This is a genomic window from Neisseria sp. HMSC068C12, from assembly GCF_001814095.1.
Classification (GTDB): domain Bacteria; phylum Pseudomonadota; class Gammaproteobacteria; order Burkholderiales; family Neisseriaceae; genus Neisseria; species Neisseria perflava.
On record NZ_KV814779.1, the window covers coordinates 1 to 23,020 of the forward strand.

Annotated in this window: 16 protein-coding genes and 1 pseudogene; 1 reads left to right on the forward strand and 16 read right to left on the reverse strand. The window is 38.7% G+C overall.

All coding sequences use genetic code 11. From position 1 onward, the window contains the following. Positions 1-77 precede the first annotated feature (77 nt). The 16 genes from HMPREF2952_RS00815 to HMPREF2952_RS10785 all read right to left on the reverse strand — a co-directional run bounded on the left by HMPREF2952_RS00815 (position 78) and on the right by HMPREF2952_RS10785 (position 22,228). The gene (locus tag HMPREF2952_RS00815; RefSeq protein ID WP_004520030.1) at positions 78-1,214 is read right to left on the reverse strand and encodes a DUF2169 family type VI secretion system accessory protein; all 1,137 of its coding nucleotides are present in this window, start codon (positions 1,212-1,214) and stop codon (positions 78-80) included. A 16-nt stretch (positions 1,215-1,230) separates the two neighbouring features. Continuing rightward, a complete protein-coding gene (gene tssI, locus HMPREF2952_RS00820) occupies positions 1,231-3,504 on the reverse strand; it encodes a type VI secretion system Vgr family protein (protein WP_004520031.1) in 2,274 nt (757 codons plus the stop codon). 130 nt (positions 3,505-3,634) lie between these two features. After that, a complete protein-coding gene (gene tssM, locus HMPREF2952_RS00825; protein WP_049343522.1) occupies positions 3,635-7,192 on the reverse strand; it encodes a type VI secretion system membrane subunit TssM in 3,558 nt (1,185 codons plus the stop codon). 58 nt (positions 7,193-7,250) lie between these two features. Next, positions 7,251-8,486 (reverse strand): type VI secretion system protein TssL, long form, encoded by a 1,236-nt coding sequence (gene tssL, locus HMPREF2952_RS00830; RefSeq protein ID WP_004520033.1) that lies wholly within the window; start codon positions 8,484-8,486, stop codon positions 7,251-7,253. Positions 8,487-8,510: 24 nt separating this feature from the next. Then, the gene (gene tssK / locus HMPREF2952_RS00835; protein WP_049337057.1) at positions 8,511-9,854 is read right to left on the reverse strand and encodes a type VI secretion system baseplate subunit TssK; all 1,344 of its coding nucleotides are present in this window, start codon (positions 9,852-9,854) and stop codon (positions 8,511-8,513) included. Between the two features lie 33 nt (positions 9,855-9,887). After that, the gene (gene tssJ, locus HMPREF2952_RS00840; protein ID WP_004520036.1) at positions 9,888-10,511 is read right to left on the reverse strand and encodes a type VI secretion system lipoprotein TssJ; all 624 of its coding nucleotides are present in this window, start codon (positions 10,509-10,511) and stop codon (positions 9,888-9,890) included. Between the two features lie 135 nt (positions 10,512-10,646). Next, on the reverse strand, positions 10,647-13,298 hold the full coding sequence (tssH, locus tag HMPREF2952_RS00845; protein ID WP_004520037.1) for a type VI secretion system ATPase TssH: 2,652 nt from the start codon (positions 13,296-13,298) through the stop codon (positions 10,647-10,649). A gap of 85 nt (positions 13,299-13,383) precedes the next feature. Continuing rightward, entirely contained in the window at positions 13,384-14,424 is a 1,041-nt protein-coding gene (tssG, locus tag HMPREF2952_RS00850; RefSeq protein ID WP_004520038.1) for a type VI secretion system baseplate subunit TssG, read from the reverse strand. Continuing rightward, positions 14,421-16,397, reverse strand: coding sequence for a type VI secretion system baseplate subunit TssF (locus HMPREF2952_RS00855; RefSeq protein WP_049337059.1), 1,977 nt, complete (start codon positions 16,395-16,397; stop codon positions 14,421-14,423). Before HMPREF2952_RS00855 ends, tssG begins: the two co-directional genes overlap by 4 nt. After that, entirely contained in the window at positions 16,394-16,906 is a 513-nt protein-coding gene (tssE, locus tag HMPREF2952_RS00860) for a type VI secretion system baseplate subunit TssE (protein WP_004520041.1), read from the reverse strand. The genes HMPREF2952_RS00855 and tssE overlap by 4 nt, the downstream gene beginning before the upstream one ends. A gap of 33 nt (positions 16,907-16,939) precedes the next feature. Then, on the reverse strand, positions 16,940-17,755 hold the full coding sequence (locus HMPREF2952_RS00865; RefSeq protein ID WP_004520042.1) for a type VI secretion system accessory protein TagJ: 816 nt from the start codon (positions 17,753-17,755) through the stop codon (positions 16,940-16,942). 165 nt (positions 17,756-17,920) lie between these two features. After that, a complete protein-coding gene (locus HMPREF2952_RS00870; protein WP_003761730.1) occupies positions 17,921-18,403 on the reverse strand; it encodes an Hcp family type VI secretion system effector in 483 nt (160 codons plus the stop codon). Between the two features lie 80 nt (positions 18,404-18,483). Then, positions 18,484-19,983: a type VI secretion system contractile sheath large subunit gene (gene tssC / locus HMPREF2952_RS00875; protein WP_004520043.1), complete on the reverse strand. Its 1,500-nt coding sequence runs from the start codon at positions 19,981-19,983 to the stop codon at positions 18,484-18,486. Between the two features lie 31 nt (positions 19,984-20,014). Further along, positions 20,015-20,533, reverse strand: a complete 519-nt coding sequence (tssB, locus tag HMPREF2952_RS00880; RefSeq protein WP_004520044.1) for a type VI secretion system contractile sheath small subunit — start codon at positions 20,531-20,533, stop codon at positions 20,015-20,017. A gap of 77 nt (positions 20,534-20,610) precedes the next feature. Further along, positions 20,611-21,669 carry a type VI secretion system protein TssA gene (gene tssA / locus HMPREF2952_RS00885; RefSeq protein WP_049337063.1) on the reverse strand — a complete coding sequence of 353 codons (1,059 nt, stop codon included), beginning with the start codon at positions 21,667-21,669 and terminating at the stop codon, positions 20,611-20,613. A gap of 4 nt (positions 21,670-21,673) precedes the next feature. Continuing rightward, positions 21,674-22,228, reverse strand: coding sequence for a TagF domain-containing protein (locus HMPREF2952_RS10785; RefSeq protein WP_049337065.1), 555 nt, complete (start codon positions 22,226-22,228; stop codon positions 21,674-21,676). 335 nt (positions 22,229-22,563) lie between these two features. Between HMPREF2952_RS10785 and HMPREF2952_RS00890 the strand changes: the two are divergent. Beyond that, positions 22,564-23,020 (forward strand): annotated as a pseudogene (locus HMPREF2952_RS00890) (sugar-binding protein); the annotation flags it as partial.

Below are 23,020 nucleotides of genomic sequence, written 5' to 3' on the forward strand. Positions count from 1 at the left end.
GGTGCTCCTGTTGGGGGGATGGGGTCGTCTGAAAAATTGGCTACAATCGGTTGATAATCAGACGGTCTTTTAGTTGTTTACGCGAGTGCCGCAAGAGAAGGCGGTATCGGGATAAATTTGTCTTGTGAAGTATGGCATGCAACTGCGGCTGCGATTTGTTCTGCCCGTTCATGTCGAGCAATAAACCTGAGTTGACATGCAGAAATTTCCAGCTCTTCTGCAAAAGAAGTCCGGTATGTACAGTCGATGCGGCGTTGTTCTACATCAACGAGTACGGTATCCAACACCATGTCTTTACACAAAGACATATTAGATGCGGTATGGGCATGTACAAATACAGTCTCTACCGGTAGTTCGACAGTAAAGTACTGATTGGGCGCTTGAAAGGAATGTACCATGCCGGTAAATCCTAGTGTATAGATATGGTTAGGCTTTAGATGTGGCAATTGAAGGGAAGGATGAGCACCGTTCCAATAAGCCATAGAAAAATCTTTTGGTAATAAAGGTGCACGGTTAGCTATCCATTCTGCATCGGCAGTACCTGAATGTTGTGCCCGTTGCGCAAAATAACGGGGCATAAAGCCAAATCCTTCAGGAGCAACATTTTCAGCAGGATCTCGTACCGGATGGCTTGGGTCATAAATCTGGTGAGCCTTTAATATCCTTTTGAACCCATTTTGTTTGAGTTGGGATTTGGGATAATAACCAATACCGACAGGATTTTGCTGATGCCCCTCATGATCGTCTTCAACTGCACTACCGCCAAAGGCAAATTCATAGCGGATGGGCAAGGAGAGAATAGGATCTGGTTCGCTTAGAGACCATCCGGCTATCTCTCTTACCCAGTAGCGCTCGCCAGTAAGAGCCAGACTTTTTTGGTAATCGCCAACACTCACCGCTACAGCAAGTTGCCGAGCGGGAGTGTCATCATGTGCATAGGCGATTGCATTGACCACTAAATCAGTTTTAGGTTTATAAAGGCAGAAGTCGCTTTCAAACTGAGTTGAAGTTTGAGATGGTTCACCGTAAAAAGTATCTGCAAATGTAAGAGGCGTCTGCGTTTGGGCAAACTTAAGTACGGTTTTTCCAGTTACAGGATCGATTTCAAACTCATAACTGACTTTAGCAACTACGACATCATATGTTCGATCTAACTGGTCGATGTTTTTAAATTGCTGCGTATGAAAGCAGGTAAAGTTCTCCAATTCGAACATTTATATACCTTTTCTTCTAGTTGATATCGACTTTTTTACCATCCATATCTACTACATTAGTGCCAACGATCTTAACTTTTTTACTAACGATAGAGATTTTATTTTTATCTATTACAATCATTGAGTTGCCTACTTGAAGGGTAATTTTGCTCCCAGCAGATAAGGTAATTTTATTGCCGGCATTAAGGCCAATATTTAAACCTGCATTAAGTCCCATAACTAGGCCAACGCTATGCATTTCGGCACCAACAACGTTGGTCATCCAACCACCTCCGACGTTTAGCATATAGCCAGCGCCAATGTTGGTCATTTGTCCGATACCAACGTTGCTCATACCATTTAGGCTGACGGTTTCCTGCTTATTGCCACCAATGCTGCTTACCTCGTTGGATACAATGGTTTTGTTACGATTGGCACCAACGGTCAATGCTTGATTTTTGCCGATAGAAACGTTTTGATCCAAGCCTACGGTTAAAGCCTGATTTTTTCCGATGCCAATGTTTTCATCGAGGCCAACAGAATGGGTTCGATTTTTAGCGACAGAAACACTCTGATCTTTACCCACAGAAGTACTTTGGTTTTGGCCAACACTAATGCTTTGGTTTTGGGTAATACTGGAAGTTTCGTTTTGGCCGACTGATTTGGTACGGTTTTGGGTAATTGAGGCAGTTTCGTTTTTTTGAACGGTTTTAGCTCGATCACCTACTACTGTTACAGTTTCATTATTACCAATTGTAGTGGTTCGGTCGTTGTTGACGTTACGGGTTTCATTATTCTTAACAAGTGAGGTCAAGTCTTTCTGTGCCTGGAAGTTGACCATTTCAGACCCAGCAGTATCATTGAACATCAGTTCGTTAAAGTTGGCTAATGGAGAGTTAAAACTTTTACTCTTGATACCGGATTGCTTAGCTGCAGCAGGAAATCCCCATGGTGGCGACATTGCGCTGTTATACAGACGGCCTAATACAATGGGTCGATCAGCATCGCCATTAATAAAATCAACCAGTACTTCTTCGCCAATGCGTGGTGTATTAATAGAGCCATAGCCAGCACCAGCAGAGCCCTGAGTTACTCGTACCCAGTTGGAACTGTTTTCATCCATTTTTCCATAGCGATCCCAGTGGAACTGGACTTTAATATCGCCATATTCATTGGTGTAGACCTCTTCACCTGCAGGTCCTGTTACCGTAGCTGCTTGTGTCCCTAAAACTTTTGGCTTGGGAGTTTTAAGAGGAGGGCGGTATGGATAAGATTTAGGTAATACGCGGAATGAAATTCTAAATTTGCCAATACGGTCTCCAGACGTATAGCCTGCCTCTTCGAAATCATAATCAGCTTTTAAAATAGTATATTCGGTATTAGAAGATGCATGAGGGTGTTTGCTCAGGATAAACGTATAACCTGGAGCAAGTGTCAGTGCAGTGCCTGAGCCAGTAATAATCTTGGTTTGGCTTTTCAAATCTTCACTACGAACCTGACTGTAATTTTGTGCTTCTGCCACATCACTAAAACCTGTGTAGAAGTCATAGTGTTCCATAGATACCGAATTAAAGTCATGAACTGAGTCTGAAGACATCATCGGTACTTTAGCATTTTTATAATTGTATTCTCGAGTAACAAATTGACTAGATTTTAAAGCATCTCGTTCTTCCCAAATATCAATATAGGCGATATTTGGTGCCCCTGGTGCAGTATTTCGAGAGTGGTAGGGGATGTTAGGGGATGAAATAGCTTCTAAAACACCGACATCATCAGTAATAACCAGCTCATGTGAACCGTTACTGTGGGCAAAATAATAGTAGATACCTTCTTGTTCAAATAGGCGGTTTAAGAAATCAAAGCTATTTTCTTGATATTGAACACAAAAGCCTCTTGTTCGATACCCTTTTTGACATTTTATCTGGTATGGGAATCCGAATGGTGCTAAGACTTCATTAGCGATATCTAATACGGACTTATCAACGAAAACCCTGCTGTCTGTATTTTGAGTGAGGTACCACATGAATGGGCGAGTGGTACAAGTATAGGCATGATAACCTTCCTCGTCCTCATCTTCTCCAATATAACCGAAATCGGTAACCAGACCATTTAGGTAACGAGGACTGCTTGCTTCAGTATCAATTTCCAATGTTACAAACTGACCAATAATATCTTTGCCTTGTAAATTTGGGTTTGGGGAGACCAATGTAATATTGAACTCAAACAGATTTGAAACGGATTCTGTTCCAAGCATTTTTTTGAATAATAGTTGTGATCCCAAAGGCGTATGAGCAACGATAGTTCTATTCATTTCGGGAAACTCCTTGTCAATCTTAAACCAATATTCCGGTTAGAAGTATTTTTATCCTATATTTTAAATAGGGATAAAATATGTGGAAGTGATATTTTAGATAATATTATTTACATCTCTATTGAAACTTTTAAATACACTGAAAATTCCGTAATTTACTTAAATTAAATGGATTAAAGGCAGTAGAAGTAGTAAATTCAAGTATAAGATTTTTTCCTTTAATATTGTATTCGACAACAGTGGTATTTCCTGTTTGGCGAATAATTTTACCTTTTTCAATAAGGCGGAAGATTGACCACGGCCCAGTTGAACTAATACCTGCGCTGTTGATTTGGGGAGATGAGATATCTATTTTAGCTAAAGCATTTTCACTCTTGGATGGCCAAGTAAAGGTTACAGGATTTACAGGACCATGGCTGTATACATAGCTCTTACCTGCATATGAAATATTTACACTTTCTAAACTGGTATCAAGAATTAAAACTTTAATTGAAAAGTCGAATGTAGGAGTTTCTGATCCTTTATCAAAATACCCTTGTCGAATGTCTGCTATATCATTTAGCTTTGCAAAACGATCTTTAAACGCATCATTTTTAGCAGTTAAAGTTTCCAGTTTTTCTGAGCGTGCCAATACGGCAGCTTCACCAGTCAAGTTGGTAAATTTACTGTAGATACCATTGGGACCAAATATACTGGTGAAACTCTCTAATGCGACATTGTCCTCCGATCCTTTATCGAAAGGGTATCCTTGTTGATGTATTTCTTGACAACTATTAGTCAATGTGGCCATTTGTTTTTCTAAAGTAGATAAAATTTTTTCATCAACAATTTTGTTAGTGTTTTTCAGAATAATTTCAGAAAAGTTATCTAACATTTGGCGAAAGGGAGGTGGCAGTCTATTTACTTCAGCCTTGTATTTTACGAAAGGATCATCAGGTGGTAAGTCCACTCCTTTTTCTACAGCAACATTAACGGCAACTAAATAAACATATAAATCATTTATAGCTTCTGTAACGTTATTAATAGCTGGAGGTTGATCATTAGTGGTTTCAGTTAATATATGGAAATCTGCAAAAGCATCATCGACTGGAGTTGCTTGTTTTAAAGCAGCTAATTCATTCTTTACATTATTCCCCTCTTCACTCTCTAAGAGTTTCGAGAGTCCCGCTCTATTTAACCAATCAGTAATTTTGCTTCCAGCTTTTTCTGTTATTCGTTTGTCAATAGTTAAAGTCGTATTATCACTAATTCCTTTAATAATATTGACTAAAGGTGAGTTCTTTTCAGATAGCAGCTTAGCAATTTGAGTACTCTCTCGTGATGACTTTGGTGTTACTAATGACAAATCAGATAAATAACTATTCCAAACTTTGATGTAATTACTGAAATAGATTCTTTGGGCATCAGAAAGGACAGATGCCTTGCTTTGACTTAAAGAAGCATAGTCACCTAATACCCAGTTGTCTTCATTAAAAAACTGCTCTGCAGATTTAACCATAGCAGGCAAAACTTTAGTAATGTAGGCTTCTTTGGTATAAATAAAGTTAATAGGTTCTTTCAGAGTTCCACCAGTCTTACGTCGGAATAACAAGTGACTTTGCACTCCACCCATACTTGAAAAGGATACAGGTGTAACTCCTCCCTTTCCAGAGAGAGTAACTGTATTTATGGTATCTTCTAATACCATGGTTGCAATGTCTCTTTGCGCAATTTCCTGTCTACGACGTTCTACTAATTCTTCATCATAGGGAACGCTTGGTGTAATGCTTTGTTTTGAAAGAATCTGATTCAGAGCTTTTTCAACAGATTTTTTTTGTTGGTCACTCATACCTGATGATTCTGTTTTAGACAAATTGGACATTAACCAGTTTTGCATAAAAGCAGCATCAAAATGTTCTTTGTGGAACATCATAAGATAAGCTTTTAATGCATCATAGCTATTAATATTGTTGGAGCCATTAGCTGTGCGTAGAAGTTCATCCAACTTATAGCTGATTAATGGCATTACGTTGTCTTGAAGAATTCTATAATAGGCTGACTCCCCAACATCTTTCATTTGGCTGCCTTGATAAAGGCCAATACGATAGCTGAGCGGAGGGGATAATAAATCTGGAATTTCTTTACTGGTAGTTGTATCTCTAACTTGTTCAGCAAATGTTACAGCCTTAAGTAAATCAGGGCCGTCTGTATATTTTTTTACATCTGAAGCTAAGTCAGTTGCTTTTTTATCAACCTGTTCAAGATATGATTGGTTATTGGAGTAACTATTCAACATCATTGTCAAACATGCGATTACTACAGTTGCAATAGCTCCAATACCTAGCCAATACAAGATTTGTTTTTTGACAAACCAAGATTTATTCTCACCAGCCAAATTTGCCTCGCTTAAAATAACGTCAGCAAATAGTCTATTTAAGAAAAAGCTATGTTCGTTATTCTGAGTAGAGGCCTGGTTTGAATCCAAGTATTTTTTAGATAATTGGAAATCACTTTGCAAACCTTCCAGTATAGGGTTGAGATGTTGTCCTGTTTGAGTTGAGCTTGAAAAATAAACACCTCTCCATGCGATAGGTTGCTCAAATTTTGAAGATTTAGACAGTTCTTTAAATAGGGAAAGTACGGCCTGATTAAGACGCTCGAACTCCTCAGGGAATGCAAAAGCCGCAGCCTTGTCTTCAGTGGATTCTAATTGGTGAACAGTACCCAACATAGAGGAGCGTAATTTATCTACAATATCTGCTAAGGCATTAGAAGCAGTAGCGATAGGGGTTTCCATTCCTTCTGTATTAGATAGAGGAATCCCTAAATATTGATTTCTTTGTTCTTCAGTTAGATGGTTAAAGAATTCATTAAAACCATGCAATAAATCTAATTTGGTTATCATAAGATAAACTGGAAAATGTATACCTAATTTAGTATGCATTTCATGGATTCTTTTACGCAGTTCTACTGAGATTTCTGTTATATTGGTTTTTCCGCCCAATAAATCATCTACGCCTACAGTAACCAATACTCCGTTTATTGGCTGTTTAGGTCGGTAACGTTGTAGCAGCGTTACAAATTCTTCCCAGTCACTAGAATCTTTACTGCTATGATTGTCATGTAAAGATAATCTACCAGCTGTATCGAGAAATACTATTTCATCCGATAGGAACCAATCACAATCTCGTGTACCTGCTAGGCCACTTACAGATGTCCCCAAAGTGCTCTCTAAGGGGAAGTTAAGGCCAGAACGTTTGAGTGCAGTCGTTTTACCAGATCCTGCTGCCCCTAGGACAACATACCATGGCATTTGATAGAGGTATTGACCTTCTTCTAGTCTAGCCAACAAACTGTTTTTAGATTTAGAAAATTTAGCATTCTTTAATACTTTGTCCATTTCAGCAAACTGGCGGCTCATAGAGCTAACATCATTTGCACTTTTTAAAATAGGTTCTTGGGCTGCTCGAATTTCTTTCAATAAAGCAGCGTTTCGTCGGGATTCACGATATTGGCGAAATACAGCTTTAGCCAACCAAATACCAATAATAGTGGCACACACTGCAAAACGAATAGTTTTGCTTACTAAGGGGCGAACTTCACCTATGGAGATTAATGGGCCAATAAACCATACTAATATAATTAGGCCAGTAATACCCAACATCACCCATAAAGAGCGAGAACCTAGAAAATAAATAATTTTTTTCATGTCTATTTTTTCCGTATCAATCTAAAATAGATTATTGTGTGTTTGCACTACCGTTTTGTTAAGGATTGGAGGTATTGTTTTTTATTTCGACTGTGCTACCTAGTTTGGGTCCAGTTTCTGTAGTAAATAATGTAATTTCAACCCTTCGGTTTTTAGCCCTGTTCTCCAAAGTATCGTTTGGTGCTACAGGATCGGTTGAGCCTCGCCCTTCAGAACGGATGCGTGTTCCACCATTTTTAACGTAATTCAATAAAATTTCTTTTACTGCATCTGCCCGAGCCTGTGATAAATGCCAGTTGGATGGAAAATTTAAGCTCTGAATTGGCTGATTGTCAGTGTATCCCGTAACAATAATTTGTCCTTCCACACTATCTAAGGCTTGGCTAACCGCAGCCAAAACAGGATAATATTGGTCTTGAATTTGTGCAGAGCCGGATTCAAATAAGCCATCACCTAAAATAGTAACAGTGCTTCTGTCTTGAAAATCTTCCACAGATACTAATTTTCTAGCAATCTCATTTTCCAATAAAGGCCGTAGTCGGACTGTTTTTTGTGTATCCTGTTGTTTGGTGATTACTGAAGGGAGTTTGAGGCTGTTTACTTTTGTACTGGCTGTATTGAATTTATCTCCTAATGACCATTGCATTGTAAAATAGCCTACACCTAATGCAACAGCTCCTAATACGCCTACTACCCATAAAGGAATAGCAAGCCTGCGTTTCCTTTGAATATTATTTGTAATAATCGGGTTATGTTTAAAAAGATTAGCAGTTTGGTCAGGTCGTTTACTGTGAATTAAGGCAAGTAGGTCCCTTTTAATTTTATCGATCTCAAGCTCCCCATTGTTTAGAACCTGGTACTTACCTTTGTAACCAAATTGTAGGCATAAATACATAAACTCCAATAAATCAATATTCTTATCAGAATCTTGTTTCAAATTTTGAATGATTTCAAAAAAACGTTCTCCACCCCAAGTTTCATCGTAAAAAGATACTAATAAGCTATTCTTTGACCAAGTTTCATCAGCCCAGCCTGCACGGACTGCTAATTCATCTACAAATGTACAAAGACAGTATTTTGCAGCCTGAATGGCATCATATTTAGCTCCATTTTTTTCAGCATTCTCTTCAAAATTATTAATTAAGAGAGAGAATTTATTAATTAGGCTGTCAGTAGATAATTGACTAGTAGTTTGCTGCATAGAGTTAGCCAAGATAAGAACAGGTTTAGCAGCTTCAATTAAAGGGTTATAAACATTTACTGCGTTGTTTGCAGTATTATTCTGGTTATTCATAATGAAATTCCAAATTAAATCAAATTAACTTAAAGACTTAATCGCCCAAAATTCAACATCTAAATTAGGGAAATTACCAGCCAAATGGAAAGCCATACCTGAGGAAGTATCAAACATATCCCATAATTCATGTTTTTTATCTAATTCAAAATAAACATAACCACTATGGTATGGTAATTCTCTTGGTGCCACGGATAACGCATGAACTTTAATTCCAGGTAAATGGTAAGCAACCAATTCCTTAACTTTTTCTACAGTACCTATTTTTACTACACTTGGAATTTTTTGGCGTAAGGCTTCGTTAGGCATATCAGCTTTGATGGCTAGGACAAATGAAGCTTTATCCAGTAAGCTTTGATCAGGAGTTTGGGCGACTCGGGTTGCTTCATCACGCAAATCTAATGGAATTCTAATTGCTCTTTGTTCAAGTACAATAGACAGTGATTTGCGCAAGTTAAAAAATAATTTACCAAAACATGATGCTAGATCATTGTGTTCATAAATAGGAACATCTCCTACCTTGCGTGAAGGAAGGAAAGTCATTAAATCAGCACATAATTTTGATAAGTTGACAAATAATTGTTCTGGATGAGTTTGACGAGCGCCTTCATTTTCATGATGCAAATAAGCCAGATACCGATTGATGGTCTGAAGCATCATAAAGTCCATTACTTCAACAGAACCTCCGGTATTCGGGTCGTTTACAGCGTTAGCTAGACTATTGCTTTTTTGCATTAATAAGCCATATATTTCTGAAATGTAAGCTTTTAGGTGTTGTTGCTTTTGGCTTCCTAGGGAAGGTGGAATATATGATTCGTCTAGAATGATTTCAAAGTCTGCTGAACTGGATCGGATAACTGCAATAGGAAGGGCAGTTTGATTGCTAGTTAAATCATTTTCTAAAATCAATGTAGGATTAAGATCTGCTAGTGTAATTTGGCGACCGTCTAATTCGGAGTTTGTTGTATCTGCAAGGGTTTTCTCAAATGCTTTATATCGGTAAGAGTGAGCAGAATTTTGATTTAGAAAGTCAATCTCATTATTGACAGAGGATGGCAGAGTAATGGCTAAGCAAACTTTGGTATCTTTTATGTTTGCAGGTACTTTTAAGCTTAAATTTTCAAGTTGTTTTTGGGAAAACACAAATATAGAACCATCAGGAAAAATACCTTCTGCTTCACGAATACCAAGAACACCATGTTTGAGGCCGTCTGAATCCAGTACTAAAGATGAAAATCCCCAAAAATAACCTTCTTTAGAAACAGCTAGTTGACGTAATCCAGACTCAAGATAACGTTCAAATTGCTGGAAATGCTGTGGGGTAATAAAGATTCCCTCCGACCAAACTACTTTTGCTTCAATTGCCATGCATTCAACCTCAAATTATTTATATATAAGTATTTATTCCTCGCGGAAAATGCCTTTGCTCAGATCACTATTATTCTTACGAGTTTTCCCATTTTCTTTGATAGTCGGATCATCAGGATGGCGCTCTTTATATTCTTTTAGCATTTCTTGCATCTCTGATTTCGATAATTGATATAATTCATTTTTCCCAATATTCACGTAGAAATAGTGTTTCCCAAACTGATACCATCGTTGTTTTTGTTTTAATAAAATTAATCTCCATTGACTATTATCCAAATCACGATAACTGGCAACAACACCTAGGTATTTCAGATGAGAATCCATCTTGATAGGTAATACAGAAACCGTATCAGGGTGTAACATGAATTGGTTTTGTTGAATTAATTTGTCTCCTAAAGTTTCTTTAGCATTATTAGTAAGATCAAAATAGTTTGCTTTTTTAAATTCACCATCAGATGACAGTTGATATAAATCCAATCTTATGGGGGAAGGTTGATCAACTAAATTTGGATTGACATCGGGAGAAACTATGATTTGTACATCAATTTTTTCTCCACTTTCGTCAGATTCTTTTGGTGGTTTATGGTTGGATGCGCATGCGCTTACCATCAAAGATATCATTGCAAATGATATATATTTTATCAGTTTTCCATGCATTTTGGTTACCTAGGTACATCAATAGTGATTGTATTTAATGATAGAAATTTTAAATTAATCGACAGCCTAGATTTTAGGAACTAGTTGGTCTATGACTGTCGATCGAAATACTAAGATTTCTTATTTTACTTAGAATTATAAAGTATTTTTCTTTCTAAGTTTATATTTATATTGGTAATTGAAGTCATGATTGCTTGCGTCGATATTTACGCTCAAAACTTGTTTCCCCTGTGTTGCGCAGGTAAGTAGTTCTTGGCTGATTTGTGGTAGAACCGTATTGGTAAGAATCGCATCGATCATGCGGCCACCTGATTCAACTTCTGTACAACGTGAAGTGATTAGTTTTAACACTTCAGGGGTATAGTGTAGGTCGATGCCATGATTATCTTTAATGCGTTTTACGATACGGTCTAATTGCAATTCAACAATTTTTGAGAGCATATCATCGGATAGCGGATAGTAAGGAATAACTTGCATCCGGCCTAATAAAGCAGCTGGGAAAGTTTTCAGCAGGGGAGTACGCAGGGCTTTAGTTAGGCCTTCTGGAGTAGGCAACATTTCGGGATCATCACACATATCCATAATTAAATCTGTACCAACGTTGGTGGTAAGAATGATAATGGTGTTTTTAAAGTCGATATAGCGGCCCTCGCCATCTTCCATCCAGCCTTTGTCGAATACTTGGAAAAAGATTTCATGAACATCTGGATGTGCTTTTTCTACTTCATCGAGTAAGACAACACTGTAAGGTTTACGACGTACAGCTTCAGTCAATACGCCACCTTCACCATAGCCGACATAACCTGGAGGAGCTCCTTTCAAAGTGGATACAGTATGAGCTTCTTGATATTCACTCATGTTGATGGTAATCACGTTTTGTTCACCACCATATAATGTATCGGCTAGAGCCAGTGCAGTTTCGGTTTTACCCACGCCGGAAGGGCCAGCAAGCATGAAAACACCAATAGGCTTGTTGGGATTGTCTAGATTGGCGCGTGAAGTTTGAATACGGCGGGCAATCGCATCCAAACCGTGGCGTTGGCCGATGATGCGCTTATTTAAGGTATCAGCAAGCTGTAATACAGCCTCAACCTCGTCTTTCATCATTTTTCCGACAGGAATTCCAGTCCAGTCTGCTACAACGTCAGCAACCGTACGACTGTCTACTAACGGCATAACCAAAGGTTGGACGCCTTGCAGTTTTTTCAATTTAGTAACCAGTTCTTTTTGGCGGGTACGCAACTGTTTATTTTCTTCATCGGTTGTTTCTTGTTCAACCTGCATGATTTGTTCACGTACAGCCAATAGCTCGGCAACTAAGTCTGCTTCAGATTTCCATCTGTCTTCTAATTTTTTCAGACGGCCTTCAACCTCAGTTAATTCTTTACCAATATTTGTGATTCTAGCTTCAGAATCAAAACTGAGTTTTTTCTCACGTTCTAAATTTGCTTGCTCAAGTTTTAATGCTTCTGACTTCTTGCGTAGATATTCAATGCTTCCAGGTACAGCATGTTGGCTGACTGCAACACGTGCGCAGGCAGTATCAATCAGGCCTACAGCTTTATCGGGGAGCTGACGTGCTGGAATATAGCGGTGAGAAAGTTTTACAGCAGCCTGGATTGCTTCATCAAGAATAATCACTTTATGGTGTTTTTCTAGAGAAGCATTCAATGCCCTAAGCATGTTGATGGCTTTTTCTTCATCGGGTTCATCTACTTGTACAACTTGGAAGCGACGAGTTAGGGCAGGATCTTTTTCAAAATATTTTTTGTATTCTGCCCATGTGGTTGCACCAATAGTACGAAGTTTGCCACGAGCTAATGCAGGTTTGAGTAAGTTGGCAGCATCACCAGTACCGACAGCTCCACCGGCACCAATTAAAGTATGGATTTCGTCGATGAATAGCACGATTGGGGTTGGGCTGGATTCTACTTCATCCATAACTGCTCTGAGGCGTGATTCAAATTCTCCGCTAACACTGGCACCAGCTTTGAGCAAACCGATATCCAATAGAATTAATTGAACGTCTTTCAACCCAGGCGGAACATCTCCGGCAGCTAAACGTAATGCCAAAGCTTCAACCACAGCAGTCTTACCAACACCGGCTTCACCTGTAAGAATCGGGTTGTTTTGACGGCGACGCATTAGGATGTCAATCATTTGTCTGATTTCAGTGTCACGGCCTGTGATTGGATCTATTTCGCCATTTTTAGCCTTTTCGGTAAGATTGCTGCCGTATTTAGCTAAGGCACTTTCTTTGTGGGTAGCATTAGGCTCGGAAGATAAGGCATTCTGGGTAACATCAAGATTCTCTTCAGAGTTAGCAGTAATAGCAATAATATTGTTTGCCAATGTCTCCGGTTTGATTTTCAGGAACTCAGATGAAATATTGGCCAGAATACCCTGTAAAGTCTTATTTTGCAGCATGGTATAGAAAATATGAGCTGTACGGATTTTGTCTGTACCAAATTTTAGTGAACTGTATGTCCAAGTTTGTTCGACAAGGGTTTGGATATGTTCGGAGAAGTCAATAACGGCAGTAGCACCAACAGGTAATTTTTCTACTGCAGCCAATACATCTTTTCGTGCTTTGACTTCATCTAAGTTAAACTGATTTATCAGGCAGAAGATATCTGTTTTTTCAGTTTGAAGTAGAGAGTGTAGCCAGTGTACTAATTCAACATAGCTGTTTTCTCGAAGACGACAGAAGGTATAGGCATTTTCCAAAGTTTTATACAAAGTAGTATTTAACTTACCAAATAATACGCTGCGGCTGATGTTTGACATAAGACGTCCTTAGTTAAATTATTTCAAATATGTCCAAAAATAGTTTTCTAAAGCTTTTATCGACGATGGCCGTCTGAAAAGCCGATTAATGATTGCTGACAATCAAGTCTTCTGCGTCTCGGGAAACATTTCCCAGCCAAGTTGATAAGCCGAGTTGAGTGTTCCCTCCTAAATCCATCAGTGGAACTTCTTTTTGCATCAGAATAGGTTGAATGTCCCATTCATATTCTTCTGCGGCAAATAAACGAACCCATTCTCGTAAACGGGCTGTATTAATACCGTCTTTAAAGAATGATTGGTAGGCTGGTAAGGTAAGTGGGCCAATAATAATCCGAAATTTACTTTGCACATCATAGAGTTTGTCACCTAGTAGTAAACCATCACCAAGTGTGTAGTTACCCATAATCCCAATTTGCGTTTTCTCTTCTTCAACCTTAACCCAGTACCCCACGTTAGTTTGAATGTTAACGGGAACTTGGAAATAGCGAGTGAGCAGTTGTTGCAGGTTGACTGCAGATCGGCTTTGTTTTATCAATAGACCGGAAAAATAACGTTTGGCAAATTCGTGAATTAAGCCTTTGTTATGTGTGGTCGGAATGTTAAGGCCGTTAAAACTGGCAATATATTTTCCGAAGCGGTCTTCAGCATTTTTATCTAAAGATGTAATGCTTTGGGCATTAGCCCATGCTCGATAGAATAAGATAGCCAGACGGTGTTGCAACATATTTGCAAAACCTGCCCATGCCCGGTCACCGTGTTGATGTTGGCGTTCATAAGCATACTCGGTTAAATGTAGAGGTAGTGGGCCAGATGGGCCAAACAGACCAAATCCATTAATGGAAATTTCTACATAATGTGGTGATAAGGTTACCGATTGGAGATTGCGTGGGGCAAAAGTAAGCGAAGGATTTTGGTGGATCCTTATTTTCTCCATTTTGGGGCTAATAGCTTTGCCTAATATTTGCCCACCAGTAATAAATTTAACGGACTCAAGCTGGCGCAAGAGTGAAAAATAATCATACTTATACGGCTGAGAGGAAACTTTATTTAAAAAGACTGTAAGTTTTTCATCCCAAGCATTGTCTAATGAGTCACCAAAATCTGTTTTAGGGTTGACTGGACTCATATAATCATTCTCTCTCCAATTTCAGACGGCCAAGTAGCAATATGACCTTGCTGGAGCGTGTCAATTCTCAGTTGTACAAATGAGTTAATAGACACCAAACGTCGGAAATAATGGTTTAAAACTGATCCAAATAGGAAAGGATGGACGCCGCCTAATTGAGCTTCGTCTAGTGTAATGGTAATGTTGATTCCTCTGATAGGGGCTGCAACTCCATAATGACGGACTACTTTGTTAATAATTGAGGTTTCAACTCGTGTAATTGATTCAATCTGTTTTTTCAGTAAATCGCTTTCAGAAGAAACAAATACTGTTAAAAGCTCTTTCAAAGCAACAGGCGCATCTTCTTTATCAGTATTCAAGAGCGATAGGTAATTTAAGCTCAATTGATTTAAAAATGACCAAAGTGTCCTATCTTCACTTACTGCTTCTTGAGGCCTTGTTAATTTAGAAATCAGTTTAATTGATTTGACTGGCAAAAATCCCTCAATAAGAAAGTCAGATTCTCCGTCTCGAGGCATGATTAGAGGCAAATCTCTGCTTGTACACCAAGTATCGACAGAAAGGTGTTGTATGTTTGAATTAAAGGCGTAATTCTGATTATTAGCAAGAGATAAAAATACCTCACTACCTAAATAGGAAGAGCGAAAACCATTTTTAGCTGAGTTTTCGGATGGTACTCTATCAGCACGACGAGCAGAAAAATAAGCATGTTGAGTTTGGGACTCAGGAAAGAGTCCTATATCCGGTGCTTTGTACATTGGTGAAAATACTACGGTTTGAAGGTTGTTGGTATCAAAGCCTTTTACTTGCTCGATAGCGTAGACTTCATAATTCAGGGGCTGGGTACGGTCGATAACGACATGGTACTCCTGATCTTGAATATTTACCGGAAAGCGTGAGCTTTTTTTTCTGAATAAGTTGACGACTGGTACGGCATTTACAGAGAAATCATCTACACCGATCAGCTCAGTTAATTCAGGTATTTTATTACTGAATAAAAATGAAAGACTAAAATAGCGTTTACGATAAGTAATAATTTTTTTATTGACTCCCTTATCGTTTACGATTTCCTCTAAATGTTCAGGTACTTTAGGTAAGTGTCCTTTTTTTTCGGCTTGTTGGACGGCTTGTTTAATATTTTTTTGAGAAATAAATAGAAACTTTTCCGGTAGGCGTGAATACTCCTGCATAATTCGGAATGCACTCACCGATTTATCTAAATTAAATGATAAGGCTTCATCTTCTCGAAAACCACGATGTTCTGGTGTAGTAGGTAATGGGTAATACCATTGTTTTGGATTTTCGTAACTGTGGCAAACAACACCCACGCATTCAGAAGCCAATAGAAACAGCAATGAAGATGATTTGGAAAGCTCTGTACCCAAAAATATAGATAATTCATCTGGCAACATCTCTGAACATGTACCTGGTACGCTCAATGAAAAATCCAAACGCAAGGCAGATTGTACTTTCTTACCAGAGGATTGTTTGAGTGCAGGGAGTGCGTTTGGTAAATAACCTATTGAGTCAGTATATTTGGCTTTTTCAATACGAAGTGGCAGAATTTCAGTAGTTTTAGTTACAGAAAATGGACAACTTACTCTAAATTCATCAATAGGCAGAGACCTTAATATTTTTCCTCGTTCCAGTAGATTGATCACATCAGCGTTATATTGATTAGTAGGCTCTAGATTGACAATAGCTGCAGCCGGTTTTTGATTGATGAAGTCAGGATAAACAACTTCTAAGATTCTTTGGACAAAACGAGGATACTCCGCATCCAGTTTAAGTTGGGTGCGTGCAGTAAGAAAACTTACCCCTTCCAAGAGTCTTTCAACATAGGGGTCAGGAATATCAGTTGTATCTAAAGCTAATCTTGAGGCTATCTTAGGATATTGGGCTGCAAACTCTTTACCCATTTCCTTTAGAAAAGTTAGCTCTTTGTTGTAGTAAGACAGTAATTTATTATTCAAGCCCCATTTCCCCCATCTAATAAGTCAAACAATCCTGTTTCAACATCCATGCTGGTTCGGAGCAAGAATTCTTTAGGATAAGGATTGAGTTTCAGGTAACCTTTGATTTCAATAATGAGTTTATTGTGTAAAGCATCGTCATCATCGTCTGAGGTATTTACGATCACTTGTAGAGTCTTATTTTCAAGACGCGGTTCAAAATCGATGATGGCTTGTTTGATATTCTGTTCCACATCTTGCCATTCAATATCGGAAAAATTAATACCAGAAAGGGGAGGGATACCATAATTTAATGTAGAAGAGCGTACATTTTCAGTTAGGTCAATCCCCATAGTTTCTGCTTGCATGTTGCATGTATTCAGTAGATAAAGAATATCACGCAGTACTGCTTGCCGATATTGATCAAGATTAATGACCTGATCGGAGCGTGCCTCTTTTTTTCTGCGTGGCTCTTCATCTGTTAGTCTGTCAAATAAAGAGGGTAACAGTTGATTTTTGAATTGCGACATGTTTAATTGTTGGGTTTGAAAGATGGATAGATTTTAATGATTTTGTTCAAATCTAATATTACAAATATCTAAAAGGCCAAAATCATGGTTGTCGGTATACAAAGTTTTTTGACCAACCCCTGTAAAGAGTTGCTCTGCTATTTCTATCCAGTCAGTTTGTGAACATTTCATTAGTAGATCTGACCATGCTGTTTCTTCACCAGGCATAACAGCATAACGAGCAGGGCTGGTACATTGAATACATTCACCATTAGTAAATTTGATTTCAGACGGCCTCCAAATGATGTCCAGTAAGGAACTTGGTGTCTTGAAAGAAATATTTTCAATAGAATTCCATGTTTGCCAGTAGTAGTGACCTTGATAGAAATATTCATAAACGAAGGCGGTACGTACGTCTCCATCCATAATCCAGTCACTATCAATCTCGGAAACTGATTTATCTGCTAAAAGGTAAGTAATATGTACGGGCGAGCCTTCTATATTCTCAGATAGCACAGTATAATCATCGACAAGGGCTTTATTTTTCTGTTCTGAAACATGGGCAACTAAAGAGAGTTGCTTTTGAAGAATATCAAGTTTGCTTGCGTGTTGTTCTAGTGTTTTTGGTTTTTGTTGGGCTTCCAAAACTGCCTGACGCCGCATTTCAGCAGAAATATTTTCAATAAGATAAAGCATTAAAGGTTTTTGGGTATGAGGAAACAGTTTTTGATATTGTCCAATCTGTTTTAAAGCCTGTTCCCATTTTGCGCACAGACACTGATATTGAATCAGTGCTAAACGATGTTCTTGATTGTCAGGATTTGAACGTACAAGCTCAATCATCTCTGATAATTTAGTCTTCAAATCCATTTCAATGATCCCTTATTTAATTTATAAAGATGAATAATAGAAGTTAAAAACAAGATTAATTTTTCAGTTAAGTAGTGCCGTCTGAAAAGTGAAAACATTTATATATAAAGCCTGACTTAAAAACGCCTTTTAAGTCAGGCTTTTTTAATTAAATCTACATATCAATTATGCAGATTTGTTTTCTTTGATATTGAAGGCCATTTGAACTTCAGCACCTTTAGAACCTTTATCGGTTTGTTCCCAATATTGGTTTTTCACTTTTGCAGCTTGGAATGAATAACGCATTTTCAGAGCATCATTGTCTTGTACGCCAATGAATTTCACACCGGTCACTAAGACATCTTCTAATGTAGTGCGTGAGTATTCAATTTGTTCACCACCAGCTTTACATACAGAAATTTCTACTTTGCTCAAGTGTTGGCCAGTAGCGCAGTTTTTCAAAATGGTTGGAGCTGCTTTATCGATAGCAGCAACTACGGTCAAGTCATTGAAATTGACTTTACCGGCACCACCGCCACCACCGCTAGTCATTGAACCAGGTTGCTCTGCACCCCAGTCAAAACTTTCGATGTTAGTCCAGTCTTTGTGGTTAGAATCTTTTGATTCGCCATTTACACCTTCAACTTTCATGAACATATCAATAGCCATTTTTTACTCTCCTAGTTAAAAAATACAAGCGATTTAACAACAGGGCACTAAATATACCCAACTAAATAAACTAAGCCTGACTATTCTTGTTTAGTCGAAGGCAATTTGGAAACCAAGCGTAGAGAAACGGTAAGCCCCTCAAGTTGATAATGAGGACGCAGGAAGAACTTAGAAGTGTAGTATCCTGGATTATCTTCTACTTCTTCTACAACTACCTCTGCAGCAGCTAATGGTTTGCGTGCTTTCGTTTCTTGCGTAGAGTTGGCAGGGTCTCCATCTACATAATTCATAATCCATTCGTTCAACCAGCGTTCCATGTCATCACGTTCGCGGAATGAGCCAACTTTGTCACGAACAATACATTTTAAGTAGTGTGCGAAACGGCAGCATGCGAATAAATAAGGCAAGCGAGCAGATAAACGTGCATTGGCGGTAGCATCTGGATCATAATATTCAGATGGTTTATGCAAAGATTGCGCACCGATAAATGCAGCTAAATCCGTGTTCTTGCGATGAATTAATGGCATAAAGCCCAATGCAGCCAATTCTGCCTCTCGGCGGTCGCTAATGGCGATTTCTGTTGGGCATTTCATGTCTACACCACCATCATCGGTTGGGAATGTGTGGCAGGGAAGATTTTCAACGATACCGCCTGATTCCACACCGCGAATAGCGGTACACCAACCATAGTATTTAAATGAGCGATTAATATTTACTGCCATTGCATAAGCAGCATTGGCCCAAGTATATTTATTGTGATCTGCACCTTCTGTTTCCTCTTCGAAGTCAAATTCGTCTACAGGATTTGTTGTGGCACCATAAGGCAGGCGAGACAGGAAACGAGGCAGGGCTAAACCGATATAACGTGAATCTTCGGATTCACGCAGGCTTCGCCATGGAGCATATTCGGCATTTTGGAAAATTTTACTTAAGTCGCGCGGATTAGCTAATTCTTGCCAAGACTCCATTTGCATTAATTTGGGAGATGCACCAGCAATAAATGGACAGTGTGCAGCCGCTGCAATCTTCTCAAGACTATTGAGCATTTCTACATCAGGGGCAGAGTGATCAAAATAATAGTCACCTACTAAGCAACCAAAGGGTTCACCGCCAAATTGGCCGTATTCTTCCTCATAAATACGTTTAAAGAGTGGGCTTTGATCCCAAGCCGTACCTTTAAAGCGTTTTAAATTACGAGCAACTTCCTTTTTGGAAATAGGTAATACTTTGATTTTCAGTAAAGTATCTGTTTCGGTATTGGTCACTAAATGATGCAGGCCGCGCCATTCACCTTCAAGCTTTTGAAAGTCCTCATGATGCAAGATCAAGTTGATTTGTTCAGAAAGCTTTCTGTCAATTTCGGCAATAATTGCTTCAATGGTTTGATAGGTATCATCTGAAATGGTGACGACATTTTGTAAGGCTTGCTGAGCCAATGTTGCGACTGCATTAGTTACAGCGCTTTTAGCTTCTTCCGTTTTAGGTTTGAATTCTTTTTGAAGCAGCTGTTCAAATTCATTGGTTGCAAACACATGTTGCGAACTGCCATTTTCTAGGGTATCTAATTGTTTTTCAGCCATGATTTACTTTCACTTCTAGTTTTATTAGAGACTATTGTTCATTTTTGGATGTTGATTTGGGCGCGGCTGCAAGACTTTTTAGTAATTCGCTGTCTCCTAAGACTTTTCCAATTAGTTCTTCAGCCCCACTTTTACCATCCATATATGAGAGTAAATTAGACAGTTCTGTACGTGCCTGTAAAAGCTCATTTAGAGGTGCTACTTTTTTAGCTATCGCAGCCGGTGAGAAGTCATCCATGCTTTCCAATTCGAGTTCTACATTCAAATTCCCTTCACCTGTCAATGTATTTTTTACGTTGAAGGCGACACGAGGTTTAAGGGCTTTCATGCGTTCGTCGAAATTGTCTACATCAATTTCTAAGAATTTTCGTTCGGCCAAGTCAGGCAGTGGCTCGACAGGTTTACCAACCAAATCTGCCATAACACCCATAACGAAAGGCAGTTCAATCTTTTTCTCTGAGCCATACAACTCTACGTCATATTCAATTTGCACGCGAGGAGCTCGATTGCGGGCAATAAACTTTTGACCTGATGATTTATTTCGTGACATGGTTATAACCTTAGGATAATTAATAATGTTGTATATCTAAAAGATATTTACGAAATTGTGGATGAGGTTTACTAATTTTAGGAATTTGCTGTATCTTCATCTGGTTTGCCAATTAAAACTTCTAAATTGACAATACTTTCTGGGCTAATATCTTTCATGATGTCATAAAAGTTCATATTCATTTGTCGTTGCACTCTGCGGATAAACAGTGGTGCAGGGTGGCTGGGCTCAAGAGTTTCAAAATAAATGCAGATTTTCTCTAAAGCCAGATCAACATCAGCGCGATTTTTAATATTCAGACGGCGCCATGCATCAGCCTCTTGAATAGATTGTTCTTGCGTAATAGCCAAGCTGTTAGTTTCAGAGGGTAACTCAGGCTGTTCTGTCTGTTGTACTGAGGGAGTGCTCCCATCATTATAGTTGATGGCTTTGTGAATTAGGGTAAGGGGTTTCTGAATAACATCAAAATCAAGTGAGTGTTCATCCTGTAAATTAGACGAGAAAATGCGTTGGATGTCTTTCAGACAGTCCAATGCTTGAATTAATGCAGTTAATTCAGGTTTCCCTGTATCGGCATTTACTCTAATATCGAGCATTAGCCGCTCTTTACCTCCTGGATAATTTTGTGAATCATTTCCTTGTAGTATGGAAACAGCTTCTTTGACAGTAATTGGTTGTTGAGTTAACCCATTTATCAATAATTTAGATGCAAGAATCTCTTTGATGATGCCATCAAGTGTAGTAAAGGAGCTAAGGGCATTGATCCTGTAAAAGGGATCAAATTCACCGTCTTCATCTTCAAGTTTGGGGTAAATGGATTCCCAATATAAGTCTATATTAGCTCTAATTGCTTCGCAGCCAGCGTAGAACCCTACGAGTCCATGTTTGGCAGTAAGAGCTTGTGCATAATAAGCCAAGACATGTAAATCTTTAGACTCGGCTAGCAATTGATTGCACAACTTTTCTACTGTTGCCCAGTCGGCCTCTTCTGCCGGAATAATCGTGTCACCATATTGTTGTTCTGGTTTGCCTTCAGCTACGCTTTGTAGTTCTAAAAAGCGGCTATCGTATTCGATATTTACACCTTCGGGACTGTCGATAGAGATAGGCTCGTCCCATCGAGGAAATGTGTTCATCTACTTATAATCCAAATAACTTATTAAACAGTGAGCATGAGGGGAGGCCTTCATGTTTTATGTGGTAACCGCTTTCAATCTCTTGCCAAAAACTACCAATGCCGTCTGAATCAGATAAAAAGTTGTGAAAGGATTCAGAGAGGATAGAGCTCTCTGTTGTATCACTACTGTAAAAATCTTCGATACAATATTCCCCTTCTTTTAATATCTTGCGAAAGGAATTTTTTTTCTTTAAAAGAAAAAAAAGAGAATCAAGTGATTCGGGAATAGAGCTAGGTTTATAAAATAACACAAATGGGTATTTTCTGCCAATTTTATCAGAACTACCAGCAGCCATACCAGTATAAATAAGATCATCGGGTAATTTGATGCAAAATAGCCAAATTTGCAAAGGGGAATATGTTTTTCGAGTGAATGAAATTAATTTGTTTTGGCCGGAGCATCGGTTAAACCAGTTATCCCAAAAGAATCTATCATGAGTTTGAAGATTCTCGGAGAAAATAAAATCACGGGATTGATTCAGTTTGCCAAAAAAATAGACTTCATTTTGCTTAAACATAAGTAGTCATCACAAGAGAAGAGTTTTTAGATTCCCAAGTTGCTAATTAGATACAACTGCTAAGACTCGTACTCTAGCATAATTTGATGTGTTGATAAATATAAATTTAAACCACTTGAAATAATAACTAAAGAAATGTAAATAATCTTTAAAAATATGCGCTTACTATATGATATTATAGATAATAAAGTTTATCAAATACAGTTTTATTTATAGCTTATTGTTTGTTATAATTTTTGCAAAATAATGTGTTCAAAGTCCTCAGAAAGTGATTGAGGTTCCTTGTTTTGAGGTTTCTACTTGTAGATTAATTAGGATTTCGACGGAGTAATCGCATGTCCTCTTCCGGTAACACCATAGGTATTCTTGTTCCTCAGCCTTCTGCACCTGCCATGGTGTCTCAAGGTTCTGCCAATCCGCCTGAGCCGCTGACTAATGCAGCCGGGCCGGTAGATGTGATAGAGATGGTGGCCGATGTTGCCTCTAGTGCCCTTTCTTTGGTTGCTCCTGACTCTGCTGCAGCTAATGTGGCTGATGCTGTATCTGATGTGGTTTCGCTCGCTTCAATGGTCCCAGGTTTGCCTAGTGTTAGACTGCCTTCACGAAAGATGGTCAGTGGTTTTGGCGGGGGCAGCGGAGCAGGTTCTGATGGTGGGGTAGTTACTTCTGGTCATGGTCACTGTATTCCCTGTAAGGTTGCAGCAGCTATCGGTAATCCTGTCAATGCCGTACTCGGTATCAAAGTATTATTTGATGAAACAGAGACTGACTTTGCATTTGACTCCCCGCTTC